This is a genomic window from Methylobacterium sp. GC_Met_2, assembly GCF_026540795.1.
GTDB lineage: Bacteria > Pseudomonadota > Alphaproteobacteria > Rhizobiales > Beijerinckiaceae > Methylobacterium.
The window spans coordinates 1-26,575 of record NZ_JALNUM010000021.1 but is presented as its reverse complement, the minus strand read 5'-3'; the positions used below and the strand labels follow the sequence as shown (position 1 = coordinate 26,575).

At 68.0% G+C, this 26,575-nt stretch carries 25 protein-coding genes; 14 read left to right on the top strand and 11 right to left on the bottom strand.

The window, feature by feature from the left end; translation table 11 throughout:
- Positions 1-55: 55 nt before the first annotated feature.
- From OXS49_RS10195 to OXS49_RS10185, 3 genes are all read right to left on the bottom strand, one after another.
- Positions 56-859 (bottom strand): HD domain-containing phosphohydrolase, encoded by an 804-nt coding sequence (locus OXS49_RS10195; protein WP_267423915.1) that lies wholly within the window; start codon positions 857-859, stop codon positions 56-58.
- Positions 860-1,258: 399 nt separating this feature from the next.
- On the bottom strand, positions 1,259-1,411 hold the full coding sequence (locus OXS49_RS10190) for a hypothetical protein (protein WP_267423913.1): 153 nt from the start codon (positions 1,409-1,411) through the stop codon (positions 1,259-1,261).
- 341 nt (positions 1,412-1,752) lie between these two features.
- On the bottom strand, positions 1,753-2,445 hold the full coding sequence (locus OXS49_RS10185) for a GntR family transcriptional regulator (RefSeq protein ID WP_244000510.1): 693 nt from the start codon (positions 2,443-2,445) through the stop codon (positions 1,753-1,755).
- Between the two features lie 474 nt (positions 2,446-2,919).
- Between OXS49_RS10185 and oxlT the strand changes: the two genes are divergently transcribed.
- Together oxlT and OXS49_RS10175 are read left to right on the top strand one after the other, a co-directional pair.
- Complete coding sequence (gene oxlT, locus OXS49_RS10180) at positions 2,920-4,197, top strand: oxalate/formate MFS antiporter (RefSeq protein WP_244000512.1); 1,278 nt, start codon at positions 2,920-2,922, stop codon at positions 4,195-4,197.
- A gap of 88 nt (positions 4,198-4,285) precedes the next feature.
- Positions 4,286-4,954 (top strand): class II aldolase/adducin family protein, encoded by a 669-nt coding sequence (locus OXS49_RS10175; protein WP_267423909.1) that lies wholly within the window; start codon positions 4,286-4,288, stop codon positions 4,952-4,954.
- 16 nt (positions 4,955-4,970) lie between these two features.
- On the opposite strand, the gene OXS49_RS10170 is transcribed toward OXS49_RS10175, so the two are convergent.
- Positions 4,971-5,903 carry a methionyl-tRNA formyltransferase gene (locus OXS49_RS10170; RefSeq protein ID WP_267423907.1) on the bottom strand — a complete coding sequence of 311 codons (933 nt, stop codon included), beginning with the start codon at positions 5,901-5,903 and terminating at the stop codon, positions 4,971-4,973.
- A gap of 144 nt (positions 5,904-6,047) precedes the next feature.
- The gene (gene frc / locus OXS49_RS10165; RefSeq protein ID WP_267423905.1) at positions 6,048-7,325 is read right to left on the bottom strand and encodes a formyl-CoA transferase; all 1,278 of its coding nucleotides are present in this window, start codon (positions 7,323-7,325) and stop codon (positions 6,048-6,050) included.
- A 450-nt stretch (positions 7,326-7,775) separates the two neighbouring features.
- On the opposite strand from frc, the gene OXS49_RS10160 reads away from it, so the two are divergent.
- Positions 7,776-8,060, top strand: a complete 285-nt coding sequence (locus tag OXS49_RS10160; RefSeq protein ID WP_244000520.1) for a hypothetical protein — start codon at positions 7,776-7,778, stop codon at positions 8,058-8,060.
- A 6-nt stretch (positions 8,061-8,066) separates the two neighbouring features.
- Here the strand turns inward: OXS49_RS10160 and OXS49_RS10155 are convergent, their stop codons facing one another.
- Positions 8,067-8,768 carry a hypothetical protein gene (locus OXS49_RS10155; RefSeq protein WP_244000522.1) on the bottom strand — a complete coding sequence of 234 codons (702 nt, stop codon included), beginning with the start codon at positions 8,766-8,768 and terminating at the stop codon, positions 8,067-8,069.
- Positions 8,769-9,224: 456 nt separating this feature from the next.
- Here OXS49_RS10155 and OXS49_RS10150 point away from each other — a divergent pair, with 456 nt between their 5' ends.
- Genes OXS49_RS10150 through OXS49_RS10140 form a run of 3 tightly spaced genes read left to right on the top strand, consistent with a single transcriptional unit; the run spans position 9,225 to position 12,618 of the window.
- On the top strand, positions 9,225-11,108 hold the full coding sequence (locus tag OXS49_RS10150; protein WP_267423902.1) for an MHYT domain-containing protein: 1,884 nt from the start codon (positions 9,225-9,227) through the stop codon (positions 11,106-11,108).
- Complete coding sequence (locus OXS49_RS10145) at positions 11,105-11,557, top strand: response regulator (protein ID WP_267423900.1); 453 nt, start codon at positions 11,105-11,107, stop codon at positions 11,555-11,557. Before OXS49_RS10150 ends, OXS49_RS10145 begins: the two co-directional genes overlap by 4 nt.
- Positions 11,554-12,618: a response regulator gene (locus OXS49_RS10140; RefSeq protein ID WP_267423897.1), complete on the top strand. Its 1,065-nt coding sequence runs from the start codon at positions 11,554-11,556 to the stop codon at positions 12,616-12,618. The genes OXS49_RS10145 and OXS49_RS10140 overlap by 4 nt, the downstream gene beginning before the upstream one ends.
- 9 nt (positions 12,619-12,627) lie before the next feature.
- On the opposite strand, the gene OXS49_RS10135 is transcribed toward OXS49_RS10140, so the two are convergent.
- On the bottom strand, positions 12,628-13,191 hold the full coding sequence (locus OXS49_RS10135; protein WP_244000530.1) for a TetR/AcrR family transcriptional regulator: 564 nt from the start codon (positions 13,189-13,191) through the stop codon (positions 12,628-12,630).
- A 98-nt stretch (positions 13,192-13,289) separates the two neighbouring features.
- On the opposite strand from OXS49_RS10135, the gene OXS49_RS10130 reads away from it, so the two are divergent.
- The 4 genes from OXS49_RS10130 to OXS49_RS10115 all read left to right on the top strand — a co-directional run bounded on the left by OXS49_RS10130 (position 13,290) and on the right by OXS49_RS10115 (position 18,997).
- A complete protein-coding gene (locus tag OXS49_RS10130) occupies positions 13,290-14,390 on the top strand; it encodes an efflux RND transporter periplasmic adaptor subunit (protein ID WP_267423894.1) in 1,101 nt (366 codons plus the stop codon).
- Positions 14,390-15,490 (top strand): efflux RND transporter periplasmic adaptor subunit, encoded by a 1,101-nt coding sequence (locus tag OXS49_RS10125; protein WP_267423892.1) that lies wholly within the window; start codon positions 14,390-14,392, stop codon positions 15,488-15,490. The genes OXS49_RS10130 and OXS49_RS10125 overlap by 1 nt, the downstream gene beginning before the upstream one ends.
- A 123-nt stretch (positions 15,491-15,613) precedes the next feature.
- Positions 15,614-18,688 carry an efflux RND transporter permease subunit gene (locus OXS49_RS10120; RefSeq protein ID WP_267423890.1) on the top strand — a complete coding sequence of 1,025 codons (3,075 nt, stop codon included), beginning with the start codon at positions 15,614-15,616 and terminating at the stop codon, positions 18,686-18,688.
- Between the two features lie 87 nt (positions 18,689-18,775).
- Positions 18,776-18,997 carry a hypothetical protein gene (locus OXS49_RS10115; protein WP_244000536.1) on the top strand — a complete coding sequence of 74 codons (222 nt, stop codon included), beginning with the start codon at positions 18,776-18,778 and terminating at the stop codon, positions 18,995-18,997.
- Between the two features lie 6 nt (positions 18,998-19,003).
- Here OXS49_RS10115 and OXS49_RS10110 read toward each other — a convergent pair whose 3' ends face one another.
- The gene (locus tag OXS49_RS10110; RefSeq protein WP_243919550.1) at positions 19,004-19,381 is read right to left on the bottom strand and encodes a 4a-hydroxytetrahydrobiopterin dehydratase; all 378 of its coding nucleotides are present in this window, start codon (positions 19,379-19,381) and stop codon (positions 19,004-19,006) included.
- Between the two features lie 183 nt (positions 19,382-19,564).
- Here OXS49_RS10110 and OXS49_RS10105 point away from each other — a divergent pair, with 183 nt between their 5' ends.
- The 3 genes from OXS49_RS10105 to OXS49_RS10095 are packed head-to-tail and all read left to right on the top strand — an operon-like array spanning position 19,565 to position 22,052.
- Positions 19,565-20,548: an ABC transporter substrate-binding protein gene (locus OXS49_RS10105; RefSeq protein ID WP_267423887.1), complete on the top strand. Its 984-nt coding sequence runs from the start codon at positions 19,565-19,567 to the stop codon at positions 20,546-20,548.
- Between the two features lie 51 nt (positions 20,549-20,599).
- The gene (locus tag OXS49_RS10100) at positions 20,600-21,337 is read left to right on the top strand and encodes an ABC transporter permease subunit (protein ID WP_267423885.1); all 738 of its coding nucleotides are present in this window, start codon (positions 20,600-20,602) and stop codon (positions 21,335-21,337) included.
- Positions 21,318-22,052 carry an ATP-binding cassette domain-containing protein gene (locus OXS49_RS10095; RefSeq protein WP_267423883.1) on the top strand — a complete coding sequence of 245 codons (735 nt, stop codon included), beginning with the start codon at positions 21,318-21,320 and terminating at the stop codon, positions 22,050-22,052. Before OXS49_RS10100 ends, OXS49_RS10095 begins: the two co-directional genes overlap by 20 nt.
- Positions 22,053-22,063: 11 nt before the next feature.
- On the opposite strand, the gene OXS49_RS10090 is transcribed toward OXS49_RS10095, so the two are convergent.
- Positions 22,064-23,995, bottom strand: a complete 1,932-nt coding sequence (locus tag OXS49_RS10090) for a hypothetical protein (RefSeq protein WP_267423881.1) — start codon at positions 23,993-23,995, stop codon at positions 22,064-22,066.
- A 153-nt stretch (positions 23,996-24,148) separates the two neighbouring features.
- Positions 24,149-24,475: an iron-sulfur cluster assembly accessory protein gene (locus OXS49_RS10085; RefSeq protein WP_243919543.1), complete on the bottom strand. Its 327-nt coding sequence runs from the start codon at positions 24,473-24,475 to the stop codon at positions 24,149-24,151.
- A 151-nt stretch (positions 24,476-24,626) separates the two neighbouring features.
- Between OXS49_RS10085 and OXS49_RS10080 the strand changes: the two genes are divergently transcribed.
- A complete protein-coding gene (locus OXS49_RS10080; RefSeq protein WP_267423879.1) occupies positions 24,627-25,874 on the top strand; it encodes a deoxyguanosinetriphosphate triphosphohydrolase in 1,248 nt (415 codons plus the stop codon).
- 186 nt (positions 25,875-26,060) lie between these two features.
- On the opposite strand, the gene OXS49_RS10075 is transcribed toward OXS49_RS10080, so the two are convergent.
- On the bottom strand, positions 26,061-26,465 hold the full coding sequence (locus OXS49_RS10075; RefSeq protein ID WP_267423877.1) for a hypothetical protein: 405 nt from the start codon (positions 26,463-26,465) through the stop codon (positions 26,061-26,063).
- Positions 26,466-26,575 lie beyond the last annotated feature (110 nt).

Genomic DNA, 26,575 nt, shown 5'->3' with positions numbered 1-26,575 from the left:
GGTCGCGGATCGGCCCAGCCCGTTTGTGCGGGACGTGGCCTGGATGCCACGGCGCTCAGGCCGCCAGGGCGTCGCTTCCAAGCATGACCGGCGCGAACGCGCGGAGGAGATCCGGGTCGAGGTGACCCTGAGCCTCGACCATGATCGCCAGTGCCTCGGGCCCGCTGGCCGGCTGGCGATAGGTCCGCCGCTCGGTCAGCGCCGAGAACACGTCGCAAATGCTCACGATCCGCACGAGATCACTGATGGCGCTGCCTGCGAGACGATCCGGATAGCCCTTTCCGTCGAGGCGCTCGTGGTGATGGCGCACGACGTCGAGGACCTCGGGCTCGAACTCGCCCTGTGTTTTCAGCAGCGTGGCACCGATATCCGGATGACGCTGCATCAACCGGTATTCCTCGGCGTTGAGGGCACCGGGCTTGTTCAGGATGTCGACGGGAATTCGTGACTTGCCGATATCGTGCAGGAGCGCTGCGCGGACCAGACGGTCGAGATCGGCGCGGCCCAGGCCGATCTGGGACCCGAACGTCGCCGCATGGCCGGCGACCCCCAGCGTGTGCTGATAGACCCCGATGTCGTGACGCCAGACCGCCTCGAGCCAAGCGCCGATCCCAACCTCCGACACCGCCGCCAGGACCAGCTCGGTCCCACGGTCGATGTCGGCACGCTGGAGCCCGGCGCCGAGCGCGGCGCTGTCGAACAGGTCCGCAACGATCGCGGTGGCGCCGGTGACGTGCTCTCCGAGCCGTCGGGCGCGCATCTTGGCCGAACGCGTCGCCTCCTCGATCAGGGCGAAGACGTTCGCCAGGACGACCTGACGCGATGTCGTGGCCGGAAGCACACGGAGGTGTGCGCCCATCGGAAACGGTCGCTCGCCGCGTGCGAGGACAAGGCGCGGCACAGGCGGCTTCGCCGTGCGATAGGCCGTTTCAAGCGCGAGGGCTCGATCCGGTGGCGCGTCCAGAATGATGAGATGCGGCCGTTCCGCCGGGAGAGCAGCGCCAGCGTCGACGGCCCGGCAGTCCATCACCAGAGCGATGGCCCGTTCCAGGGCGGCTCGCTCCGAAGGCCGATCGGAGATCAGCAGGACGAAGGGCTGTTCCGCGTATCGCGATGCAGAGCCGAGGGCCACCACGGTTGCTCCCTCGCCCATTGGGTCAACTGTGCGTTGACCCTAACGGGAAGTTGCGAGGAAAGCGTTAACTCTACGCAGTCAGCGCGCTGTCCGCACACAACGGTCCAGCAGGCTCGGTCGAGATTAGGCGAGCTTGGCGGATCCGACAGCGCCGCGCGGCCCGGCGGCGACGGTCTCAGACCCGTTCTCGGGATTCAGTAAATCGGCGAACTTCACCGTCAGGACGGCCTGGCAGATCGCGAACGCTACGAAAATGATGAGGAAGCTGGCGATCATCGTGAAACTCCCGGTCGGCCGTGCGGCTCATGGTGCGACGCAGTAAATGCCATGCCGCTCTGCAATGTGGTATGCCAGATACGGAATGCCGAGCATGCGGCGCATGCATATCGGGTCGCTCGATCGCGAATTTTCTGCGTCCGCGCCTTGCATCATGCGCGCGACGCCGGGCCACCGCGCGACTGCGCGAAACAGCATGCTGCGCTGCGACAATCCTCGCTAGAAGTGTTCAGGGGGGCCCGCAACGGTGGTAAGCGCGATGTCCGACCTCCGTGTCGGCCATCGCGAAGGGTGGCGCGACCACGCGGCGTTTCGGTATCCCGACGCGGGGGGCGATCGCCTCAGTCGAGGTAATCGCCGTAGGTGTCGACGTGCTGGGCGAGGCCGAGACCGTGCTCGCGCACGAGGCGCTCGGCCAGATCGGCATCCCGGGCCTCGAGCGCAGCAATGATGGCGACGTGCTCGCGGATCGAGCGCTCAGCCCGGTCGCCCTGGCGCAGGGCCGTGCTGCGGATCCCGCGGACGTGCATCAGCAGGTTGCTGGTGAGATCCGCGATGGCTTCGCAATGGCCCAGCGCGATGATCCGCTGGTGGAAACGGATGTTGGCGTCCGAATACTCGTCGATATGCTCGGACGGCTGGCCTTCGAAGAATTCGGGGAACGCGTCTCGCAGGCTCCGCAGTTGCGTGTCCGTCGCCCGTGTACAGGCAAGCCGCGCCGCCATGCTCTCCAGCGCCGTCCAGGCGTGGATCATGCTGACGATCTCGTGCTTGTTCTTCTTGATGACGAAGACGCCGCGCCGCGCTTCCGAGCGGACGAAACCTTCCTGCTCAAGCACCGTCAACGCCTCGCGCACGGGCGTGCGACTGACGCCGAGATCTTGCGAGAGCTTGCGCTCGTCGAGCCTCACCTCGTCCGGACGCCCGTAAATATCCATGTTGGTGATGGCCGTCTTTAGCGCCTCGTACGCCAAAGTCCGGAGACTTGAACTGGCAACGATCGGCTTGACGCTCAGCGGTTCGGAGTTCGACATCCCTGGTCCAGCGTCTCACTTGTATCATGGACCGCACGCATTCTCAGTCGTGCGCTTACAAGCGCACTACCCCAAACCTTTTCGAGATCATAGTCGACAGCGGTCGGACCCCACAGACCTGTGACAAGAACAAGCGGCCAGCGCGGCGACGACGCGAAACGTGGCGCAGCGATCGGGATGATCGGCCCACGTCCGTCGCGACACGGTTAATCCCTCGGCGGTAACCTGTATTTTTATGCAGGTTCGATTGACACATGACCGCAAGATAAGCACGATCCTGCTGGCATACCGTCGACCAAAGCAGTCGAAGCGCGGTGACAGCGAGTGTCTTCTTCGCGGAAGACCTCGTTTGATCAACCGTCAAGAATTTTTTGAAGTACGACGGTCGCTTTGTTCTGCCACATCCTGATCGGGCAGGGCATACAGACAGCTCAAATCAACCACCAAAAATATAATTAGCGAGGAGGGAAGCGAATGTCCGAGATCCGCACACCTGTGGGGGGCGGCCGATGGCTGCAACTCGCCTTCGGTGTCGTCTGCATGTGCATGATTGCGAACATGCAGTACGGCTGGACTTTCTTCGTGAACCCGATGCAGGAGCGTCACGGCTGGGATCGGGCCGCGATCCAGGTGGCGTTCACGCTGTTCGTCGTGACCGAGACGTGGCTGGTGCCGATCGAGGGCTGGTTCGTCGACAAGTACGGCCCGCGGATCGTCACCCTGTTCGGCGGCCTGCTGTGCGGCATCGCCTGGGTGATGAACTCCTACGCGGAGTCGCTGACCATGCTCTACGTCGCCGCCGCGATCGGCGGGACCGGCGCCGGTGCGGTCTACGGCACGTGCGTGGGCAATTCCCTCAAGTGGTTCCCGGACCGCCGCGGCCTCGCGGCTGGCATCACCGCCATGGGCTTCGGCGCGGGCTCGGCTCTGACCGTCGTGCCGATCCAGGCGATGATCAAATCGCAGGGCTACGAGGCGGCGTTCTTCTACTTCGGCATCGGCCAAGGCGTGATCGTCATGCTGATTGCCCTGTTCCTGCGCTCCCCGATCAAGGGTCAGGTGCCCGACGTCGCCCGGGTCAGCCAATCGAAGCGCGACTTCAAGCCCGGCGAGATGGTCCGCACCCCGATCTTCTGGGTGATGTACGCGATGTTCGTGATGATGGCGGCCGGCGGCCTGATGGCCACTGCGCAGCTCGGTCCGATCGCCAAGGACTTCAAGATCGCCGACGTGCCGGTCTCGCTGCTGGGTATCACCCTGCCGGCCTTGACCTTCGCGGCCACTCTCGACCGGGTGCTGAACGGCGTCACCCGCCCGTTCTTCGGTTGGGTCTCCGACCATATCGGCCGCGAGAACACGATGTTCATCTCCTTCGCGATCGAGGGGCTGGGCATCTACGCGCTGAGCCAGTTCGGCGAGAACCCGATCGCCTTCGTGCTGCTGACCGGCCTCGTGTTCTTCGCCTGGGGTGAGATCTACTCGCTGTTCCCGGCGACCTGCGGCGACACGTTCGGCTCGAAATACGCGGCCACCAATGCCGGCCTGCTCTACACGGCCAAGGGCACCGCGGCGCTGATCGTGCCCTATACCAGCGTGCTCACCACGATGACCGGGAGCTGGCACACGGTGTTCCTGGTTGCGGCCGGGCTCAACATCCTCGCGGCGTTCCTGGCCCTGTTCGTGCTCAAGCCGATGCGCGCGGCCTACACCAAGAAGCCCGAGACGACCCTGGCGCCGGCCCTCGCGCGCTAGCCGACAACGCCCGCACACGACAGAGCCCGGCGCCTTTACGGCGCCGGGCTTTCTGTTACCCGGGACCGAGATGTGCGGGGACCGGGCCATGGACAACGACGAGCGCAGCGCACGGGAGAGCGTCGTGGCCGCGGCGCGCGAACTCGATGCCCAGGGTCTCAACCGCGGCACCTCGGGCAACGTCTCGGTGCGGTTTCGCGATGGGCTGCTGATCACCCCTTCGGGGGTGCCCACGGCACGGATGCAGCCCGAGGATGTCGTATCCCTCGCGCTCGACGGCACGCATCCGGCAGACCAGAAGCCCTCGTCGGAGTGGCGCTTCCACCGGGACATCCTCGCGTCCCGCCGGGATTGCGGCGCCGTCGTCCACGCGCACCCGGTCTACTGCACCGCTTTCGCGCTGTGCCGGCGGGATATCCCGGCGGTCCACTACATGATCGCGGCCTTCGGCGGGCCCAGCGTCCGGTGCGCGCCGTATGCGCCTTATGGCACCGCCGAGCTGTCGGAACTCGCGCTCGCGGCACTGATCGACCGCAACGCCTGTCTGCTGGCCAATCACGGCATGATCGCCGCCGGGGCGAGCCTGGACAAGGCCCTCTGGCTCGCGGTCGAACTCGAGACGCTGTGCCACCAATATGCGGTCGCGCTCCAGATCGGCACGCCCGCGATCCTGTCCGACCACGAGATCGGCACGACGGTGGACCGCTTCCGCGGTTACGGGCTGAACGCGGCCGGCGGGGCTTCGGAGCCCCGCTAGTACTGCGGTGCAGCCGTCAGCGACCGAGCACCTGCCCTACGGCGAGCCCGGTTTCCCGGGCGTAATCGGCGGCCGAGACCTTCTTGCCGCCCTCCGGCTTGACCTTGCGGATCTCGATCCGGCCGCCCTGCGCGCAGACGCTGAAGCCGTCCTCATCCACGGCGATCACCTCGCCGGGCTTGCCCTTGACGCCGCCCAGGCGGCGAACCGGCCGCAGGCTGGAATCGAAGATCTGCAGCTTCTGGCCGTCCCGGGTGGTCCAGGCGCCAGGCGCAGGGTTGGCCGCACGGATCAGGTTGTAGATCTGCTCGGCATGGGCCGACCAGCGGATCTCGGCCTCCGCGGCGCGGAACCAGCCCTCGTAGGTCGCCGCATCCTCGTCCTGATCGATCTCGACGTGGTGGCCGGCCACCACGAGGTCGGCAGCCTCGAGCATCGCGTCGACACCCATTGGGAAGAGGGCTTCGAAATACACGTCGCCCAGCGTCGCGTCCGCGCCGATCGGGCAGGTCTTCTGGAGGATCACCGGGCCCTCATCGAGGCCGTCGGTGGGCCGGAAAATGGTCAGGCCGGTCTGGAGCTCGCCCCGGGCGATCGGCCAGTTGATCGAGGACGGGCCACGATACCGGGGCAGCAGGCTCGGATGGTACTGGATGGTCCCGTGCTTCGGAATCGTGACGAAGCTCTGCGGCGCGAACTGCAGGACGTAAGCCATGATGCCGATATCGGCGTCGAGGCTGCGCATCGCCGCCTCGGCCTCCGGGCTCTTGAGGCTTGGAAACTGGAAGACCGGAAGCCCCTTCTCCTCGGCCGCGGTCTTCAGCACATCCGGCTTGGCGCCGGGCTTCTCCGGCGCGCAGAACACGCCCGCCACCGTGTCGCCCCGCTTGAGGAACGCCTCGAGAACGGCCTTGCCGAAATCCTGCTGACCGATGAAGGCGATGCGCATGCAATCTCCGGAACGTCGTTGAACCCGCGTCGCGGGATAGGGGAGGGGATCGGCCTCAGCGGCGAGCCGGCGGCCACACCGTTTCGATCCCCTCCATTGCGCTGTCGTGCTCGAACGCCCGCGAGGAGCGGCGCGTCCGTCAGCTTACTCGGCCGCGATCTTCGGAATCACCCCGATCGCCCCCGAATTGGCGATCTCGCCGACCTCCGCATCGGTGTAGCCGAGCACGCTGCGGAGGATCTCCGCCGTGTGCTCGCCAAGCAGCGGCGACCGCGCGACCTCGCTCGGGCTTGCCGAGAGCTTGATCGGGTTTCCGACCGTCAGGTACTTGCCCCGCGTCGGATGATCGACCTCCACGATGGTGCCGGTCTTCCGCAGGGCCTCGTCCTCGGCGATCTCCTTCATCGACAGGATCGGGCCGCAGGGGATGTCGTATTCGTTGAGGGTGTCCATCGCCTCGAACTTCGACACCTTCATCGTCCACGCCTCGATGCGCGTGAAGATCTCGTTGAGATGCGGCAGGCGCGCCTTCGGGGTGGCGTAGTTCGGATCGGTCTTCCAGCCGGGTTCGCCGATGATGTCGCAGATCGGCTCCCACACCGCGGCCTGAGTGATGACGTAGATGTAGGCGTTGGGATCCTGCTCCCAGCCCTTGCAGCGCAGGATACGCCCCGGTTGGCCACCGCCGGAATCGTTGCCGGCGCGCGGGGTCGCCTCGCCGAAGGGGATGCCCTCGCCGAACTGGCTGTACTCCCGGAGCGGCCCATGTTCGAGGCGCTGCTGGTCGCGCAGCTTCACCCGGCAGAGGTTCAGCACGCCGTCCTGCATGGCGCAGTCGACCTTCTGGCCGAGGCCGCTGTGGGTGCGATGGAACAAGGCGGTGACGATGCCGAGCGCGAGGTGCAGGCCGGTGCCGGAATCGCCGATCTGGGCGCCGGTGACCATCGGGATGCCGTCGCGAAAACCGGTGGTGGAGGCGGAGCCGCCCGCACACTGCGCAACGTTCTCGTAGACCTTGCAATCCTCGTAGCGGCCGGGCCCGAAGCCCTTGACCGAGGCCAGGATCATCCGCGGATTGGCCTCGTGGATCTTCTCCCAGGTCAGGCCCATCCGGGCGAGCGCACCGGGGGCGAAGTTCTCGACGAGGACGTCGCATTCCTTGATGAGGCGCCAGAGCACTTCCTTGCCCTTGGCATTCTTCGAATCGAGCGTGATCGAGCGCTTGTTGTGGTTCAGCATCGTGAAATAGAGGCTGTCCACGTCCGGGATGTCCTGGAGCTGCTGACGCGTGGCATCGCCAACCCCTGGCCGCTCGACCTTGATCACGTCGGCGCCGAACCACGCGAGGAGCTGCGTGCAGGTCGGGCCGGATTGAACGTGGGTGAAGTCCAGGATGCGGACGCCTTCGAGGGCCTTTGTCATGATCGGTCTCGGAGTTGAGGACAGTCGTCGGGAATGCGGAGGTCGGCTTTCAGGCCGACCGGGCAGACGGAAGGCGGCAAGCGACCGGCTGTGACACGCGGGACGAGCCATCGGGGCAGTCCGGACCCATCCTCGAACGAATCATGTCTGCACTCCCTCCCATAGCGCGGTGTCGTCGTCTTGCGACACCGTCATGTGGATCCCGGTCAGGTTCCGGTTGTCTGTATACCACATGCCATCGGCGCGATGCGAGGCCTGTTATGACCGGCGGCACAGTGGCGGGTTACGCATCCTAAGATGTCCTGTCGCACGGCTCAACGCGCTGTCGTTGATGAAATCGCACACTGCATCCGACGCCCCTTGGCATCCTTCCGAATGCGGTTCATGATTTCGCCAAAATCGGAGGCTGGCCGGCCAGCCGAGAGTCACGATGCGGTAGGAGGGACGCCCATGCTCGCCAGTACAAGCCTGATCAAATCCTCCTGGATTGCGGTCGACGTCGGCCGCGACCGCGCCGAGCGCGTGCTCGTCGTCGAAACCTATATCGCTGTGAGCCCGCTGGAGCCCAATTTCGACGCCGCCCAGTACGAGCGCGTCCTGTGCTGCGTGCAGAAGGTGCTCAAGACCCATCCGGAGATCGATCGGGCTTCGATCTTGAGCATGCATCGCGGCTCCGGCTGCACCGCCCTGTTCCGCGAGCCGGCGGGAACAGCGGTTCGACCGGCTGCCGCTTAAGCTGGCTCAGGACGTTCCCTCCGCCGGATCGCTCGACGAGTCCGGCGGGGTGAGGGCCACGCGGGCCGCGTGGAACCACCAGAGGGGAATGTCCCGATTGGCCTTGGTCAGCTCCGAGGCCCAACCTTCCTTCGGCATGACGTCGGCACGGTCGGCGAACAGGCGCAGCGCGCTCTCGGCCCGCTCCCGTCGGCAGCGCTCGAGGATCGCGTCCCGTTCGGCCGCGGCGCGGGCTTCCGTCTGCTCGATCAGGCGTCGGGTCGCCAGATCGTCGGCGTCGAACGCGAAGTGCTGCCAGAAACCCTCGGCCTCCCGGGCCACGTCACGCTCGCGCTGCATCTGAGCCAGCGCGGCTTCCGCGCCGTCCCGCGCGGCCTCGGCCGCCTCGGCGCGGGTGAGCAACCGGTTGTTGGCCGCCAGCAATTCCCGCTCCCGCTCGGGCGCCATGCGCTGCCGCCGAAGCACGCGCAGCTCCTCCCCGGCGGCCGCATGCTCCGCCGCGTCCGCGAGCACCCGGGCGAGGGGACCCGCCGCCAGCGCATCGATGCGCCCGAGATAACGCTGCCGCAGCCCCGGATGATCGACGTCGAGGACCGCGTCGTCCCACGCGGGGAGGTCGGGCTGATCGCCACGGTCCCAGGCGTAAAGGGCGCGCGCCAAGGCCCTGCGCAGATCGTCCGGAAACGGCGCCGTGGCGTGTTCGTTCATGGACCTGCATTCGCGACGGGCGATCGGCCCAACCTACAACGCGGTTGAGCGTGGGAAGAGACCATCAGGGGCTTGGCCGCATGAATTTTTCTTGGCCGCGTCATTGTTGCGATTGAACACCTGCTCCGCGAGGCGTCCCTCGGTGATCGCCACTGGAACTGTATGAAAGGTGGCAGTTCGGCTCGACCGTGCGCTGCATCATCGATACCTGTGCAGATCTTGACGGTCATGGATCGGCTGATCGGACAACGACGGTCGTGCTTTCGGCCGATGCATCATCTCATGGCGCGACATCTCTTGGCGCGACGCTGGATTCGGCGGACGACCCCAGCAGCTCGTGAAGCAGAAGCCGTTACACGCGGCCGTCCGCGGAGCCCGCCGCGTTTCTGAGCGTGTGGCGCGCCTTGCAACCGCGGGTTAAATCTGACCCCGCTCCCGACGCGCATCACCGCATCCATGATCCATACGGGCTACAACCCGGCGCTCGTCGCCCTGTCGATCGGCCTCGCGATCTTCGCGTCCTACTCGGCCCTCGATCTCGGCGCGCGTATCCGCGGACCCTCCACCGGACCCCGCTGGGCCTGGGTGGCAAGCTCGGCCCTCGCGATGGGCGGCGGGATCTGGTCGATGCACTTCGTCGGCATGCTGGCCTTCGACATGGGCATGGCCGCCGCCTACGACCTCGGCCTGACCGTTCTTTCGCTCATCATCGCCGTGGTGGTGACCGGTCTGGCCTTCACATGGGTCGCCTACCGGGGCGAGGGCATGGCATCGATCCTCGTCGCCGGGCCGCTGATAGGGCTCGGCGTGGCCGCGATGCACTATACCGGCATGGCTGCGCTGCGGATCCCCGGTGATCTCGCCTACGACCCTGCCATCGTCGCGGTCTCGGTCGCGATCGCGGCGAGCGCCGCCACCATCGCCCTGTGGCTCGCTTTTCGGAACCACGGCGTCGGGCAGAAGCTGCTGGCCGCCGTCATCATGGGGCTCGCCGTTGCCGGGATGCACTACACCGGCATGGCGGCGGCGACCTTCACGGCCGAAGCGCAGGGCGCGCCGCACGCCCATATCGTCATGCTGGCGCCGGGGCAGCAGAACCTGGCGCTTTACGTGGCCGGGGCGACCTTCTTCATCCTGTTCCTGGCGATGCTGGGGGCGTCCCTCGATCAGCAGCGGATCCAGCGGGATCTCCAGGCCAGCGAGGCGCGGTTCCGGGCCGCCGTCCAGGCCGTCCGCGGCGTGCTGTGGACCAACGATGCGGCCGGCCGGATGATCGGCGAGCAGCCGGGCTGGAGCGCAATGACCGGCCAGACCCGTGACGAGTATCAGGGTTACGGCTGGGCCAAGGTGGTCCATCCGGAGGATGCCCAGGCGACCGTGGATGCCTGGAACGAGACCGTGAAAGCCCGGCGCACCTTCATTCACGAGCACCGTGTCCGTACGGTGGACGGGCTCTGGCGCCACTTCGCGATCAGGGCCATTCCCGTTCTCGAAGCAAGCGGCGAGCTCCGTGAATGGGTCGGCGTCCACACCGACATCACCGAGCAGCGGGAGGCCGAGGCCGAGCTCCGGGAATCGAACGAGGAAATCCAGCGCTACGCCTACATCGTCAGCCACGATCTGCGGGCGCCGCTCGTCAACGTCATGGGCTTCACGAGCGAACTGGAAGCGACGCGGCACGAGGTACAAGTCGCCCTGGCCGGACAGCCGCAGGCGGAGCGGATCGACACGGATTTCGGTGAGGCGCTCAGCTTCATCAAGGCCGCGGTGAACCGGATGGAGGGCCTGATTGCCGCGATCCTGAAGCTGTCCCGCGAGGGCCGGCGTCAGTTCCGACCGGAACGGCTCGACATGACGACCCTGCTACACGATCTGTCGGATGCGCACAGACATCAGGCCGAGGCGGCCCGCGCTGTCGTGACGATCGCGCCCGATTTGCCGTCGATCGTCGCCGACCGGCTCGCGATCGAGCAGATTTTCAGCAACCTGCTCGACAACGCCATCAAGTATCTGGATCCGTCCCGGCCCGGGCAGATCGCAGTTACGGCGCAGTCGGCCGGCCCGCGGGGCATCTGCTTCTCGGTCACCGACAACGGGCGCGGCATCGCGGAGCGGGATCACGCCCGCGTCTTCGAACTGTTCCGGCGCTCCGGCACGCAGGATCGGCCCGGCGAGGGCATCGGCCTCGCCCACGTGAAGGCGCTCGTCCGGAGCTTCGGTGGTCGGATCGAGATCCGTTCGCAACTCGGCGTGGGCACGACGTTCAGCGTGACCTTGCCGCGCGGCGCGTCTACAGCTGTCGATCAGGTATCCGAACCGGCGCCGCTTGCCGCCGCATGAGCGTGGAGCGACCCGTGCATCCCGTCAGCATCGTAATGATCGAGGATGACGAGGGGCACGCGCGGCTGATCGAGCGCAACATCCGTCGTGCCGGCGTCAACAACGAGATCGTGCCGTTCCAGGACGGGACCTCGGCCCTGTCCTACCTGCTCGGACCGGACGGATCCGGCGAGGCCAGCGCCCGGCGCCATCTGCTGATCCTGCTCGACCTCAACCTGCCGGACATGACCGGGCTCGACATCCTCGAGAAGGTGAAGGCGAACCCGCACACGCGACGCTCCCCGGTGGTGGTGCTCACCACCACCGACGACAGCCGTGAGATCCAGCGCTGCTATGATCTCGGCGCCAACGTCTACATCACGAAGCCGGTGAACTACGAGGGCTTCGCCAACGCGATCCGCCAGCTCGGGTTGTTCCTGTCGGTGATGGAGGTTCCCCAGAACCCATGACCGCGGACCAAGCCGGCGCGGACGGTGCCGCTCCGGTGGCGCGGATCCTCTACATCGACGACGACCCGGGCCTCGGCCGTCTGGTCCGACGCGCGCTGGAGGCACGCGGCTACGCCGTGGAACTCTGCGCCAACGGCGCCGACGGGCTGGCCCGGCTGGCGCAGGGCGCGATCGACGCGGTGGCGCTCGACCATCACATGCCCGGTCAGACAGGGCTCGACCTGTTGCCAGAGATTCGCGCGCTGCCGCACGCGCCGCCGGTCATCTACGTGACCGGATCGGAGGATTCGCGCGTCGCCGTGGCCGCCCTCAAGGCCGGTGCGGTCGATTATGTGTGGAAGGACGTGCAGGGCCAGTTCCGCGAGCTCCTCGGCGAAGCGGTCGACACCGCGCTTCGTCAGGAGGCGCTGCGCCGGGACAAGGAACGGGCCGAGGCCGAGATGCGCGAGGCCCGCGACCGGGCCGAGCTGATGCTGCGGGAGGTCAACCACCGCGTCGCCAACTCCCTCGCCCTGGTGGCCGCCCTGGCGCATATGCAGCGCAACGCGGTAGCCGATCCGGCCGCCAAGGCCGCGCTCGACGAGATGCAGGCGCGGATCTCGGCCATCGCCGGCATCCACCGCCGGCTCTACACGTCGGAGGATGTCGAATCCGTCGCGCTGGATGCCTATCTCGGCAGCCTGATCGAGGAGTTGCAGGCCGCCATGCGGGCGAGCGGGCGGGATCATGCGATCCGGCTGCGCGCCGAGCCGGTGCATCTCACACCCGACAAGGCCGTCTCGGTCGGCGTCGTGGTCACCGAACTCGTCACCAACGCCTACAAGTACGCCTATCCTCCGGGCACGTCCGGCGAGATCCGGGTCGCGGTGGAGCGGGACGGTGCCGGTACGGTCCGCCTCGCGGTCGAGGATGACGGGGTCGGCTGGACCGGCGAGGGCGAGATCCGTGGCACGGGGCTCGGCTCGCGCATCGTGCGCGCCATGGCGACGAACCTGCGCTCGGCGCTGTCCTATGTCCCGGGCGGGACTGGCACCCGCGCCGTGCTGGCGTTCCGGGCGTAAGGCCTGGGATCAGGCCTCCGAGCGGTCGGCGATGCGCTCCAGGGCGGCGACCATCGGCTGAAGCTCCGTTTCGCCGAGCTGATGGAACCCCAGCGCGCGCCCGATGAACAGCCCGAGGATCGCGAAGAACAGCACGGAGCCCTCGCCGGGGCAGGCGCCCTCGATCCGGCTGAGGCGGCCGAGCTGATCTGCCACGAAGGCCCGGTAATCGTTCAGTGCCTCCGGGGAGTCGAGGGAGGCCAGCAGCAGCGCCCGTGAGGACTCGTCGTCCGCGCAATAATGCCCCCGCACATGCGCCACCATCGCCTTCGGGAGTTGCGACGGGCCGGGCGGGATCGCGGCCTCGCAGGCGGCGATCTCCTCGCGCAGCCGGGCAAGCTCCCGGGCAACCAGCGCGGCGATCAGGGCATCCTTCGAAGCGTAGTGGTGCAGCACGCCGCCCTTGCTCAGCCCCGCCTCGGCCGCGACGGCGTCGATCGTCAGCGCCCGGGCGCTGCCCTTCAGAAGAACGGCAGCGGCCGCTTCGAGGATGATCTCGGGCCGGTCCGCCAACCGCTTGCGCTTGCCCTTCATCGAACACCTGCCTTAAAAACCGACTGGACGGTATGTAACGAGTCGGCTCGAGACGCGCCACGGCATTTTCACGAGTCCGGCCCGGGGTGGTCGACCGCATGACTTCATTGACCGATCGGGTCGTTATCCGACTTCTCTTCGCAATAACCGCGCTCGGCGCCGTCGGGTGCGCCCGTGCGGAGTCTGGTCCCGCCGATGAGCCTGCGCCAGCGCGCGTCCGGATCGTCGAAGCGCGCCGGACGCCGATCGCCTCGGAGGCGGTCCTGACCGGCGACATCCAGCCCCAGGCCCAGGTCAACGTGGCGTTCCGCACGAACGGCAAGGTCGCCGAGCGGCAGGTCGAGGTCGGCGATCATATCGAGGCCGATCAGGTTCTGGCCGTGCTGGAGCCGCTCACCCAGAAAGCGAATCTCGACAACGCCAAGGCCGCGCTCGCTTCGGCGGAGGCGCTGCAGACGCAGGCGAAGATGTCCTTCGAGCGCCAGAAGCAGCTCCTCGCGGGCGGCTTCACCACGCGCTCGACCTACGACAACGCCGAGCAGGAATTGCGGACGACCCAGGCCGCCATCGATTCGGCGCGGGCCGCCCTCGGCACCGCGCAGGAGCAATTCTCGTACACGGAGCTGCGCGCCGGGGTCGCCGGGATCGTGACCAGCCGGAGTTTCGAGGTCGGTCAGGTGGTCCAGTCGGGCCAGACCGTTCTGGTGCTCGCGCAGGACGGCCCGCGGGACGCGGTGTTCAACGTCTACGAGTCGCTGCTGGCCCATCCGCCCGCCGACGGCACGATCGCGGTGGCGCTGCAATCCGACCCGGCCGTTACGGCGATCGGGACGGTCCGCGAGGTCTCCCCGACCGTCGACGCCAAGAGCGGCACCGTCCGAGTCAAGATCGGGCTGCGGACGACGCCGCCCGCCATGGGGCTCGGCGCCGTCGTGGTCGGGCGCGGCCGGTTCGCCCCGCGCGAGTCTGTGGTGCTGCCCTGGTCGGCGCTCTACCGCTACGACGGCCGTCCATCCGTGTGGATCTTCGACCCGGCCAATGGGACCGTGTCGATCCGTCCGGTCGAGATCGACCATTTCGGGCCCGACATCATCGCGCTGAAGCAGGGCGTCGAGCCGGGCGAGCGTGTGGTCGTGGCCGGCATCCAGTTCCTGCGGCCCGGCCAACACGTGGCCGCCGCCGAGATTGCGGGCCCGTGATGCGCGCTTACACCGTTCTCATGACGGCTGCCTTCGCCGTGCTGGGCGGCTGCACCGATCACGGCGACACGGCCGGATCCGCAGAGGCTGCAGCCTCCGTCCGGCCCGTGCTCACCCAGGTCGCGCGCCCGAGCGACACGGTCACCCTCGGACCGTTCGCCGGGACCATCGAGCCGCGTTATCAGGCGCAGCTCGGTTTCCAGATCCCCGGCCGGATGGTCGGGCGGGACGTCACGGTCGGCGACATCGTCAAGAAGGGTCAGCGCCTCGCAGCGCTTGACACCATCGTGTCGCGGTTCGACCTGACCCGCGCCGAGGCCGACCTCGCCGACGCCCGCGCCCAGGCCGAGAACGCGGATTCCGCCGAGGGCCGGACGCGCCGCCTCATGACCGGCAACAGCGTCTCGCAGGCCACCCTCGATCAGGCGGTCGCCCGGCGGGACACCGCGCGGGCGCGGGTCGATCAGGCGCTGGCGAGCCTTCAGAAGGCCCGGGACCAGATGGGCTACACGGAACTCAAGGCCGAGTTCGACGGCGTCGTCACGCAGCGCCTCGCTGAGATCGGGCAGGTGCTGAGCGCGGGCCAGGGCGTGTTCACCGTAGCCCGGCCGGATGGGCGCGAGGCCGTGGTCGACATTCCGGAAGCCTATGTCGGCGCGCTGCCGCCGGATTGCCGGTTCACCGTCGCGCTCCAGAGCGCCCCGGACCTGACCACGACCGGCCGGGTGCGCGAGATCGCACCGCTCGCCGAGGCGGGGACGCGCTCCAAACGCATCCGCATCGCGTTGGACAATCCCGGACCCGCCTTCCGCCTCGGCGCGACCATCGACGTCGCGCTCGCCAGCAAGGTCCGCCCGCGCTTCCTGCTGCCGCCCTCGGCGCTGCTGGAGGAGGGCGACCGCCGCTCGGTCTGGATCGTCGCGCCGGACGGCAAGTCGGTGACGCGGCGCGACGTGACGGCGGCGGCGGAGCGCGACCGGGCGGAGCCGGGCCTGATCGCGATCATCGATGGTCTGAAGGCGGGCGATCGGGTCGTGGTCGCCGGTGTCCACTCGCTCACGGATGGCCAGCCGGTGCGGCTGACGGATGACGCGGTCTAGAGCGCCCTCCGTCGCAGCTGACACCGGTTCGGCGCAAAAGAGTGCGCAAATACAGAGGCTTAGATCCGGGCTCGCTTGCAACGCGATCGGGCACCGTTCTCAGCCGGCGGCACGGGGTTTGGCGTGAAAAGCTTCAATCTGTCCGATTGGGCGCTCGGGCACCGCTCGTTCGTCTGGTTCCTGATGTTCGTCGCGCTGATCGCGGGCGTGATGGCCTATACCCGCCTTGGCCGGGAGGAGGATCCGCCCTTCACGATCAAGACCATGGTGGTGCAGACCACATGGCCGGGCGCGACCATCAAGGAGACCCTCGATCAGGTCACCGACCGGGTCGAGAAGGAGCTGCAGCAGCTCAACGGGCTGGACTATGTCCGCAGCTACACGACGCCGGGTTTCTCCACGGTGTTCGTGCAGTTCCGCGACACGCTGAAGAAGAACGAGATCCAGCCGGCCTTCTATCAGGTGCGCAAGCGCCTCGGCGACATCAAGGGTCAATTCCCCGAGGGCGTGCAGGGTCCATTCTTCAACGACGAGTTCGGCGACGTCTACGGCAACATCTATGCCTTCACGGCCGACGGCCTGACCTACCGGCAGCTGCGCGACTACGTCGAGGGCGTGCGCACCGAAGTGCTGCGCGTGCCCGATATCGGCAAGACCCAGCTGATCGGCACCCAGGCCGAGACGATCTTCCTCGACTTCTCGACCCGCAAGCTCGCCGGCTACGGCATCGACTTCTCGGCCTTGATCAAGGCCCTCCAGGCGCAGAACGCCGTCTCGGCCTCGGGCGTGGTCCAGGCTGGGCCGGAGCGCGTCTCGCTGCGGGTCAGCGGCTCCTTCGCGTCGGAGGCCGCCCTTCAGGGGTTCAATCTGCGGGTGAACGACCGCTTCTTCCGCCTCGCCGACATCGCTGAGATCACCCGCGGCTACGAGGATCCGCCCACCGCCCTGTTCCGGGTGGACGGCAAGCCGGCGATCGGGCTGGCCATCGCGATGCGGCCCGGCGCCAACCTGCTCCATTTCGGTGAGGTGCTGAAGGAGCGGATGCGCCTGATCGAGGCGAAGCTACCGGTCGGCGTCGGCGTCCATCTCGTCTCGGACCAGCCCAAGCAGGTTGAGCACGCGGTCGGCGGCTTCACCGAGGCCCTGGTCGAAGCCATCGTCATCGTGCTTGCTGTAAGCTTCGTCAGTCTCGGCGTGCGGGCCGGGCTGGTGGTCTCGGTGTCGATCCCCCTCGTCCTGGCGATCGTGTTCGTGGTCATGCAGATAATGGACGTCACGCTGCAGCGGATCTCGCTCGGCGCGCTGATCATCGCGCTGGGTCTCCTGGTCGACGACGCCATGATCACCGTGGAGATGATGGTGGCGCGTCTGGAACGCGGCGACACGCTCCTGAAGGCCGCGACCTTCGCCTACACGTCGACGGCCTTCCCGATGTTGACCGGGACCCTGGTCACGGTGGCGGGCTTCCTGCCGATCGGCTTCAACGGCTCGGGCGCGGGCGAGTACACCTACTCGCTGTTCGTGGTCCTCGCCGCTTCGCTGCTGGTCTCATGGGTGGTCGCGGTGCTGTTCGCGCCGCTCATCGGGGTGACGCTCCTTCCCAAGACCATGAAGCACCACAGCGAGAAGGACGGCCTGTTTACGCGGCTGTTCACGGCGGCGCTCCGGGTCGCGATGCGCTGGCACTGGACCACGGTCGTGCTCTGCCTCGCCGTCATGGGGTTGGCGATCGTCGGGATGGGGCATGTGCAGCAGCAGTTCTTCCCGTCCTCTGACAGGTCGGAGGTGCTGGTCGATCTGACCCTGCCGCAGAACGCGACGATCGCCGAGACGCGGGCGCAGATGGACCGCTTCGAGGCCAAGCTGAAAGACGATTCCGATGTGACGAGCTGGTCGTCCTATGTCGGGCAGGGCGCGGTGCGCTTCTACCTGCCGCTCGACCAGCAATTGTCCAACGCGTTCTTCGGGCAGATCGTCATCGTCACGAAGTCCCTGGAGGTGCGCGACCGCGTGATGGGCCGCCTTCAGGCCATCGCCCTGCGCGACTTCGTCGGGACCGACGTGCTGGTGCAGCCGCTCAGCCTCGGGCCGCCCGTCGGCCGACCGGTCCAGTACCGGCTCAGCGGTCCGAATATGGAGACCGTGCGCCACCTCGCCCTCGACCTCGCCAACGTGGTCGGGAGCGATCAGCGCCTCGACGTGCCGACCTTCGATTGGAACGAGCCCGGCAAGGTCCTGCGGATCGAGATCCTGCAGGACAAGGCGCGCCAGCTCGGCGTGTCGAGCCAGGACGTGGCCGGCATCCTGAACGGCATCGAGGGCGGGCAGACGATCACGCAGGTGCGCGATTCGATCTACCTCGTGAATGTGGTCGGCCGCGCCGGGGCCGCCGAGCGTTCCTCGCTCGATACGTTGCAATCGCTGCAGGTCGGGCTCTCGAACGGCACCGTGGTACCGCTCCTCGCCTTTGCGCGGATCGGTTACGACCTGGAACAGCCGATCGTCTGGCGCCGCGACCGGCTGCCCACCGTGACGGTGCGCGCCACCATCCGCGGCGCGACCCAGCCCGCCACCATCGTGGCCGGCCTTCAGCCGGGTATCGACGCCTTCGCGAAGGCGCTGCCCGAGGGCTACGTCCTTCAGACCGGCGGCGCCGTCGAGGAATCGGCCAAGGGGCAGGGCCCGATCGCGGCGGTGGTGCCGGTGATGCTGCTCGCCATGGCGCTGTTGCTGATGATCCAGCTCCAGAGCGTCGGCCGGATGCTGCTCGTCTTCACGGTGGCGCCGCTGGGACTGATCGGCGTGGTGCCGGCGCTGCTGCTGTTCGACAAGCCGATGGGCTTCGTCGCCATCCTGGGGATCCTGGCGCTGATCGGCATCATCATCCGCAACGCCGTCATCCTGGTGAGCCAGATCGAGGAATTCCGGGACGAGGGCATGGAACCGTGGGAGGCCGTCTTCGAAGCGACCCACCACCGGATGCGTCCGATCCTGCTCACGGCCGCAGCGGCGAGCCTGGGCCTGATCCCGATCGCCCGCGAGGTGTTCTGGGGACCCATGGCCTATGCGATGATCGGCGGCATCCTGGCGGCTACCGTCCTGACGCTTCTGTTCCTGCCGGCCCTGTACGTCAGCTGCTACCGGCTCCGGCCGATAGCCGGGAAGCCCGCCCCCGCGTCCATCGCCCTGAAAACGTGATCGGGTTTTCACAGGCTCGGACGCGCGGACCGGCAACCAATCGGCGCGCTGCGCATAGGGTCGGATCGAACGAGGAGTCCGATCCGCATGAACGCGTTCATCGCCGTGGTTCTGGTCTGCGCCAACGGCGTGGCCCAGGAAGCCTGCTCGGACGACCAGGCCCTTGAGGTCCGCAAGATCCGGGTCGCCAACGAACTCGGCTGCGCAACCGGCTGGCAGGAGATCATCGCCCGCACCGAGCGGCGCGACGAGATCGGCAAGAGCGCCTACCTCAAGACCGAGTGCCGCCGGGTGAAGGAGCCGCAGTGACGCCCGCTACTTCTCGTACTTGATGTAGGCGAAGCGCGGATCGGTCGGCGTGCCGTCGAGCCCCTGGCCCTCCAGGCCAGGCTGCCAGGACACGACCTCCTCGATCTTCCTGGCCAGGGCGAAATCCTTGTCGGTGATGCCCTTGGCGGCGTGATTCATCAGGCGCACCTCGACCCAGGCGTAGGACGCCGTGAGGTCGGGATGGTGCCATGCGGCCTCAGCCAGATGGCCGACCGTGTTGATCACCATGAGCGTGCTCTTCCACCCGGAGGTCTTGTAGGTGCGGCGAATCCACCCGTCCTCAAGTCGCCACGCGGGCAGCTCGGCCTTGAGCCGCGCCTCCACGGTCGCCTCGTCCAATACGCCCTCTCGCTGCTCGCTCATGTGCCGCCCCTCCCGCATTCGATCACCGCAAGGTGCCGCCGCATCGGGCCGGGCGCAAGCGTATCGCGCGCGGTGGACGCGGTGGCGCGCGGGCCCTATGACCATTTTCCAATGGCGCCGGGACAAGTCCGCACCCCAGTCTGCCTCGCCTGAAAACTGCAGAAGACCAAGGGAGAAGGCGTGATGCTGTCACGGCGCGCGATGCTCGCCGGGGGCCTGCTGGGCGGCCTCGGCCTTCGGGCGGCGCGGGCCGACACGCCGGTGGTCCGCCTCGGAAGCCTGCCCTTCGGCACCTCGACCTGGGAGGCGGCGGTGATCAAGGCCCGCGGCCTCGACGCAGCCAACGGTTTTCAGCTGGACGCCGTCAAGCTCGCCGGGAACGACGCCGCGCGGATCAGCTTCATCGGCGGGCAGGTCGACACGATCGTGGGCGACCTGCTCTGGGCGGCGCGCCTCGGCAACGATGGGCAGGCGGTGCGCTTCATCCCCTATTCGACGTCGGAAGGCGCTGTGATGGTGCCGGCCGACAGCCCGATCAAGAGCCTGAAGGATCTCGACGGCAAGCGCCTCGGCGTGGCGGGCGGCCCCCTGGACAAGAACTGGCTGCTCCTGAGAGCCCAGGCCAAGGATGTCGCCGGCATCGATCTGGAGCGCGCGGCCGAGATCGCCTACGGCGCGCCGCCGCTGATTACGCTGAAACTCGAGCAGGGCGCGCTCGACGCGGCCCTGACCTACTGGACCTACTGCGCACGCCTCGAAGCCAAGGCGTTCCGCCGCCTGATCGGCGCCGAGGACATCCTGCACGCGCTCGGTGTCCCGGGGGACGTGGCGCTGATCGGCTATCTCTTCCCGGACGCGACCGTGAAGGAGAAGCCGGACGCGGTCGCGGGCTTCTACCGCGCGTCCCGCGCCGCCAAGGACATGCTGGCTCAGGATCCCTCGGCGTGGGAGATCGTGCGGCCCCTGATGGCCGCAGAGAACGACGCGACGTTCGAGGCGTTGAAGCGCGATTTTCTGGCCGGGATCCCGCGCCGCCCCGTGGCGGAGGAGCGTGCCGACGCCGAGAAGCTCTACGCCGTGATGGCGCGGCTCGGCGGGGAACGCCTCGTCGGCAAGGGCAACGGCCTGCCGCCGGACCTCTACTACGACAACGGCCGCAATGGCTGAGGTGTCCGCCCCCCGGGGAGAAGCGAAGCACCGCCGGATCGCCGGATTCGCATGGGCGCGCTGACACGGATCGCGTCCCTGGTGGTCCTCATCGGTGCGTGGCAGGCGATTGCGCTGGAAGCGCATTCGCGCCTGCTGCCGGCACCGATGGCGGTTCTGAGCTTCATCGCACAGGAAGCCGCGCGGGGTGATCTGGCCCATAACGTCGGCATCACGCTGCTGCGCGTGGCGATCTCCTTCGCCATCGCGATGGTGCTCGGCGTCGCGTTGGGCGTCGCCCTCGGCCGCTCGAAGGCCGCAGACCTGACCCTCGACACGCCGCTCCTCGTGCTCCTCAACACGCCGGCCCTCGTTATCACGGTGCTGGCCTATGTCTGGGTCGGCCTCACCGAGACGGCCGCCATCCTGGCGGTGGTGCTCAACAAGCTGCCCAACGTCGCGGTGATCGTGCGTGAGGGCGCCCGCAACCTCGATCCCGGGCTCGACGAGATGGCGCGGGCCTACCGGCTCGACCGCCGGACCTGGGCCCGCGACGTCCTGATCCCGCAGCTTCAGCCCTACATGGTCACCGCGGCGCGGTCGGGCCTGTCGCTCGCCTGGAAGATCGTGCTCGTGGTCGAATTGCTCGGCCGGCCGGACGGTGTCGGCTTCGCGATCAACTACTACTTCGTCCAGAGCACCGACGTGGCCGCGATCATCGGCTACAGCCTCGTCTTCATGGCGGTGATGATCGGCATCGATGTCCTCCTCCTCCAGCGGCTCGAAGCCTATGTCCGTCGCTGGCGCTGAGCCTGTCCTGCAGGTCGCGATCGACTCGAAATGGTATCGGTCGCGCGGCGCCGAACCGGTCGAGGCGGTGCGCAACCTCGCCTTCGGCATCGCGGCGGGCGAGATCGTCTGCCTGATCGGCCCGTCCGGCGCCGGCAAGACCACGACGCTTCGCATCCTCCTCGGCCTCGATACGGCCTTCGAGGGCCGCGTCTCAGGGGCCGAGCAAGCCGGCATCGTGTTCCAGGAGCCGCGATTGCTGCCCTGGCGCAGCGTCGAGCACAACGTCCGTCTGGGCCTTCCCCGGGCACGGCGGGGCCGGGATCTCGACGCTCTATTCGCGCGGCTCGGGCTCACGCCTTGGCGAAGCCGCTACCCGAAGGCGCTCTCGCTCGGGATGCAGCGGCGCGTGGCGCTCGCCCGGGCGCTCGCCGCCGGGCCGCTTGTGCTGGTGCTGGACGAGCCGTTCGTTTCGCTCGACGACGCCGCTGCCGCCGAGCTGCGCGGGCTGGTGGTCGACACGGTCGACGAGACGGGCATGAGCGTCCTGATGGTGACCCACAACGTCGCCGAGGCGATCGGGATCGCCGACCGTCTGCTCCTGGTCTCGCGCCGCCCTGCGAGTCTGGTCGCGGATGTGCCGCTCGACCGGCCGCGCCACGCGCGGGATCGGGCCTGGGCGGAGACAACCCGGGCGACGCTTGCGGCGCGGCACCCGGGAATCATCGCACTTTGAGAGCCTGACCCTCAATTCGCCCTGGCGTCGACGTCCAGGCGATCAAGCACGAGGGCGGGCGAGCGCGCCGCGCCGAGGTCGATGAAGCCGATGCCCGCGGGCTCCTTGGCCTGGGCGTGCAGCACCAGCTTGCCGGGCTTCATCACGAACTGACCCATCGCGGCCCCGATCGCCTTGGCGGCCGGGCCGTTGCCGAGGATGATCGGAACGCCGAGCAGGCTGGCCGTGACGTATTCCTTGCGCAACTCATCCGGCTTGAGACTAAGGTCCTTCGCCTGCGCGGCGAGGAAGCGCTCGAACAGGCCGGCATTCTCGACCGTGAGATCGAGGTTCTTGGCGCTGCCCGAGAACATCAGCAGTGTCGCCGCCGGGAGCGTCCCCGAGAGGAGCTCCGGCCCGATGCCACCCAGCCTTCCCGACAGGCGGATGGTGCCGATCTCGCGCCCCGAAACCGTGATGTCGCGCACCAGCAGATCACGCGCCTTCGCGTCGACCGACGCGTCGGCGACGACGTCGAGGTCGACGTCCCGGTAGCCATAGGCCGGAAGCATTCCGACGATCGGCTGACCGGCCAGCAGATCCGCGGGCAGGCTCAGGCCGGACAGTGTCAGACGGCTGCTGCTCGGTACGCCATCGCTGGGCGGACCGACGGCGAGGGTCGCCTCCCGCAGAGCGACCCGGCGACCCGTCTGCGGTACGACCGTGACCGCCAGGGGATCACCGGCCCGCGGCTCCGACGCCTTCGGATCCGAAGGCTTGCCGGCATTGAGCCGGGCCGCCTCGGGGCCGGACCCACGAACCGGGACCCGTCCGTCCCGCTGGGGCGCATGGTCGGGTGTCGCCTCCGGCGGGAGTTCGATCGCCAGGTCGTTCAAGGTCAGGTTGCCGATCTGCGGTGTCAGGCGGCGCATCTCGGTGTCGGAGAAGCCGGCCCTGGCTGCCGGCTCCCCGGCGATGCCCTGCAGCGCCGCCACCGTGGGAGCCAGCGAGGCACCGGTCAGCGTCAGGCGGGCCAGCTGCGTACGCAGGCTGCCCCGCGACAGGGACAGATCCTCCAGCCGCGTGCCGGCCTCCGGCCCCTCGGACGCGTAGGCGACCCGGCGGATCTCGAACAGCAACGGCCCCTTCGGGTCGGCATCGCTGACGCTGAGGCCCCGCATCTCCAGGCTCCCCACCGTGGTCGCCTCGATCAAGTCGGCCGATGCGGCCGCGACGGCGCGGCGATCGGTGCCATCCTGGAACCCCCCAGCCACAATGGCGAAGGCGCCGTTCCAGCCATCGGGGATCTGTCGGCCGCCCAGATCGCGCCCGTTCAGGCTCGCGATCTTCACGGTGGTCCCACGGGCATCCGCGTAGGTCACATCGGCGACCTGGATGGTTCCGTAGACCCGCTGGATCGGGCCCTTGCCATCCCCGGCGACGGTGTAGAGACGGCTGAGCGCCGCGAGGTCGAGATCCGTGGCGCGCAATTGTCCGTAGGTCCCGGAACCGCGGTTCGGCCCGGAGACCACGCTGACGGTCGCACCCGCGGCCGTGAGCTCACCGACGCGCCCGGCCCGGACATCCCGGGCGACGACGTCGCGGTAGGTCACGGTCTGGCGGTTGTCCCCCGGCCCGACATTCTCGGAGGTGAGCACCGGAACCATCAGGCTGCCGGCATCGAGCCGCGCCAGGCGCTCACTCCAGGGGACCGCCGAGTCCGGGCGCAGGATCGCGGCTAGCTCATCCTTCGAAAGGCGCGTTCCGCTCGCCGTCAGCTTTGGCGCCTTGAGGAGCGTGCCGCCAAGGGGCAGGACGACGTCGGTCACCGTCACGTCCTGAACCGCGGCGGCGCCCTCCTGCGCGGCGAGCGGCGCCGGAAGGACGACAAGGCCGAGCAGCGCCGTGGCACCGGCCGCCACCAAGGCCGACCAGACGGAGGATCGGGCCTTCGGATGGATCATGACAGGGTCCGGACCAGAGCGTTCACGCGAATCCGACAGGCGTGACGCGTTTTGCCGGGCGAGGCAATCGCGCCCGTCGGATCACTGCGCCGAGCCCAGACGGGTGTCGCAAGCCGGCAACGGCCGGGCCTCAGACCCCTCGGCTCGGCGCGTTCACAAGGAGAAGGACGTGCCGCAGCCGCAGGACGCCGTAGCGAGCGGATTCTCGATCTTGAAGGACTGGCCGATCAGGTCGTTCACGAAATCGATCGTCGAGCCGCTCATGTATTCCAGCGACACCGGATCGACCACCACGGTGGCACCGTTGCGCTCGATCGCAAAGTCCTGTGCCTCGCGGCTCCGGACGATGTCGAACGCATAGGAGAAGCCCGAGCAGCCCCCGCCGTTGACGCTGATCCGCAGCGACGAGCCGGCGGGCTCGGCGACCATGATCTCGTTGATGCGCTTGGCGGCGCGATCGGTCAGGGTAATATCAGCCATTGGTCTCACGGCCACGCATTCATTCGGTGGACGCCGCCGGAATGTTGTCCCGGGCGTCATCGCAGACAAGATATGGATCCTGAGCCTGCGCCGCAACGCGTCGGACGAGGAGAGAGCATGACCAGTTTGCGCGAGACAGCGGACGCGTTCCGTGCGGCCTAACGGCGAGCGCTGGCGCGCACCCTACGCGACGGATCCGGCTCGGACCCGGGGTCGGCTGATCGCGGAGGACGGCTCGCCGACGCGCAGCGACTTCCAGCGCGACCGGGACCGGATCATCCACTCGACCGCGTTCCGGCGCCTGAAGCACAAGACGCAGGTCTTCGTGCATCACGAGGGCGACCATTACCGGACCCGGCTGACCCATACCCTGGAGGTCAGCCAGATCGGGCGGGCTTTGGCGCGGGCGCTGGGGCTCGATGAGGATCTCGCGGAGGCGCTGGCGCTGAGCCACGACCTCGGCCACACCTGCTTCGGTCACACCGGCGAGGATGCCCTCGATGCCTGCATGGCCGCGCATGGCGGCTTCGACCACAACGCGCAGGCCCTGCGGATCGTGACGCGGTTGGAGCGGCGCTACGCGGGGTTCGACGGGCTCAACCTCGCCTGGGAGACGCTGGAGGGACTGGTCAAGCACAACGGTCCGCTGCTCGATCCCGAGGGCCGGCCGACGCCGCGCTACAAAGAGCATGGCATCCCCGCTGCGATTCTCGAATACGACGCGCTGAATCCCCTCGATCTGTGGAGTCAGGCTGGTCCGGAGGCGCAAGCCGCGTCGCTCGCCGACGATATCGCCTACGCGGCCCACGATCTCGATGACGGCCTGCGTGCCGGGCTGTTCGAGATCCCGGAGTTGCACTGCGTCCCGTTCCTGGCCGACCTGCTCGGGGAGATCGACCGGCTTCATCCCGGCCTGGAGCCGTCCCGCAAGATTCACGAGCTGGCGCGACGCGTGATCACGCGTTTCGTGGAGGATGTGATCCGCGAGGGCAGCCGCCGGATCGCGGCGCTCGACCCGCGCTGCGTCGAGGACATCCGCGGGGCCGGCGATCCGGTGATCGCCTTCTCGCCGGAGATCGCCGCCGCCGACGCCGACATCATGCGTTTCCTGTGGGGGCGGATGTACCGGCATCCGGGCGTCGTGGCCGTGCGCAAGAAGGCCGACACCATCGTGCGCGACCTGTTCGCGGCGTTCACGACCGATCCGTCCCGCATGCCCGAGGAATGGAGCGCCGGCCTCGCGGGAGCCTCCACCGCCCGGATCGCCCGCCGGGTCGCCGATTACATCGCCGGCATGACCGATACCTACGCGGTGCTGGCCCATCGCAAGCTCTACGACGCGACACCGGATCTGCACTGGGAGTTGCCGAGCCGGGGCTTGCCGCTGGCCGAGCCCTGAAGAATTTCGTGCGGGCGCGGCGCAGCGATCCAGGGCAGCCCTTCGGCGGCAGACGTGGTGTTGACCTTGGTCGCTCAGACCCGAGCGGCGGCGGTACGCAGGCCTGACCGGAAGGCGACCGGGAACGTCCGTTTCCCGGTCAAACCGCGGTTCAGCGACCCAGCAATCGCGCGGCGTCGATCCAGATCAGCAGCCGCAGCCGTAACCGCCGTAAGGGGCCGGATAGCCGTAATCGTAGCCATATCCACCATAGGCCGCAGGGTAGCCGTAGCCGTATCCGCCGTAGCCGCCATAGCCGCCATAGCCGTATCCGCCGTAGAGGCTGCCAGCAGCGAGGCCCAGTCCGAGGCCGAGTCCCGCACCCGCAAGCCCATAGCCGAGGCCGCGTCCGTAGCCGCGACCATGGCCGTAGCCATAGCGACGGCCGTAGAAACCACCCCGATAACCGTAGCCCCCGGCGCGGAACCCGCCGTAGCCGCCGCCATAATGTCCGCCGTGGAACCCGCCGCCCCGGAATCCACCTGCCTCCGCGGCCGGCGCGGCCAGCAAGAGGGCACAAACCGCAGAGCCGACAATCGTCAAAGTCGTCATTGATGCCTCCACGACCGGGGGATTCGCGATCGACCGCAATGACACCGCCTAACGTTCAATGGAACAAGACCTTTTCGGCACCGTCGGTAATCACCGCGCGGGGTGGACTG

What these genes read in the sequence shown, in the direction of transcription:
- OXS49_RS10150 (WP_267423902.1), top strand. Translation starts at nt 9,225, where the DNA reads ATGATCCATACGGGCTACAACCCGGCGCTCGTCGCCCTGTCGATCGGC.
- OXS49_RS10140 (WP_267423897.1), top strand. Translation starts at nt 11,554, where the DNA reads ATGACCGCGGACCAAGCCGGCGCGGACGGTGCCGCTCCGGTGGCGCGG.
- OXS49_RS10075 (WP_267423877.1), bottom strand. Translation starts at nt 26,465, where the DNA reads ATGACGACTTTGACGATTGTCGGCTCTGCGGTTTGTGCCCTCTTGCTG.
- OXS49_RS10130 (WP_267423894.1), top strand. Translation starts at nt 13,290, where the DNA reads ATGACTTCATTGACCGATCGGGTCGTTATCCGACTTCTCTTCGCAATA.
- OXS49_RS10170 (WP_267423907.1), bottom strand. Translation starts at nt 5,903, where the DNA reads ATGCGCATCGCCTTCATCGGTCAGCAGGATTTCGGCAAGGCCGTTCTC.
- OXS49_RS10085 (WP_243919543.1), bottom strand. Translation starts at nt 24,475, where the DNA reads ATGGCTGATATTACCCTGACCGATCGCGCCGCCAAGCGCATCAACGAG.
- OXS49_RS10190 (WP_267423913.1), bottom strand. Translation starts at nt 1,411, where the DNA reads ATGATCGCCAGCTTCCTCATCATTTTCGTAGCGTTCGCGATCTGCCAG.
- OXS49_RS10100 (WP_267423885.1), top strand. Translation starts at nt 20,600, where the DNA reads ATGGGCGCGCTGACACGGATCGCGTCCCTGGTGGTCCTCATCGGTGCG.
- OXS49_RS10125 (WP_267423892.1), top strand. Translation starts at nt 14,390, where the DNA reads ATGCGCGCTTACACCGTTCTCATGACGGCTGCCTTCGCCGTGCTGGGC.
- OXS49_RS10115 (WP_244000536.1), top strand. Translation starts at nt 18,776, where the DNA reads ATGAACGCGTTCATCGCCGTGGTTCTGGTCTGCGCCAACGGCGTGGCC.
- OXS49_RS10195 (WP_267423915.1), bottom strand. Translation starts at nt 859, where the DNA reads ATGGGCGCACACCTCCGTGTGCTTCCGGCCACGACATCGCGTCAGGTC.
- OXS49_RS10175 (WP_267423909.1), top strand. Translation starts at nt 4,286, where the DNA reads ATGGACAACGACGAGCGCAGCGCACGGGAGAGCGTCGTGGCCGCGGCG.
- OXS49_RS10135 (WP_244000530.1), bottom strand. Translation starts at nt 13,191, where the DNA reads ATGAAGGGCAAGCGCAAGCGGTTGGCGGACCGGCCCGAGATCATCCTC.
- OXS49_RS10185 (WP_244000510.1), bottom strand. Translation starts at nt 2,445, where the DNA reads ATGTCGAACTCCGAACCGCTGAGCGTCAAGCCGATCGTTGCCAGTTCA.
- OXS49_RS10160 (WP_244000520.1), top strand. Translation starts at nt 7,776, where the DNA reads ATGCTCGCCAGTACAAGCCTGATCAAATCCTCCTGGATTGCGGTCGAC.
- OXS49_RS10110 (WP_243919550.1), bottom strand. Translation starts at nt 19,381, where the DNA reads ATGAGCGAGCAGCGAGAGGGCGTATTGGACGAGGCGACCGTGGAGGCG.
- OXS49_RS10090 (WP_267423881.1), bottom strand. Translation starts at nt 23,995, where the DNA reads ATGATCCATCCGAAGGCCCGATCCTCCGTCTGGTCGGCCTTGGTGGCG.
- OXS49_RS10145 (WP_267423900.1), top strand. Translation starts at nt 11,105, where the DNA reads ATGAGCGTGGAGCGACCCGTGCATCCCGTCAGCATCGTAATGATCGAG.
- OXS49_RS10105 (WP_267423887.1), top strand. Translation starts at nt 19,565, where the DNA reads ATGCTGTCACGGCGCGCGATGCTCGCCGGGGGCCTGCTGGGCGGCCTC.
- OXS49_RS10155 (WP_244000522.1), bottom strand. Translation starts at nt 8,768, where the DNA reads ATGAACGAACACGCCACGGCGCCGTTTCCGGACGATCTGCGCAGGGCC.
- OXS49_RS10095 (WP_267423883.1), top strand. Translation starts at nt 21,318, where the DNA reads ATGTCCGTCGCTGGCGCTGAGCCTGTCCTGCAGGTCGCGATCGACTCG.
- oxlT (WP_244000512.1), top strand. Translation starts at nt 2,920, where the DNA reads ATGTCCGAGATCCGCACACCTGTGGGGGGCGGCCGATGGCTGCAACTC.
- frc (WP_267423905.1), bottom strand. Translation starts at nt 7,325, where the DNA reads ATGACAAAGGCCCTCGAAGGCGTCCGCATCCTGGACTTCACCCACGTT.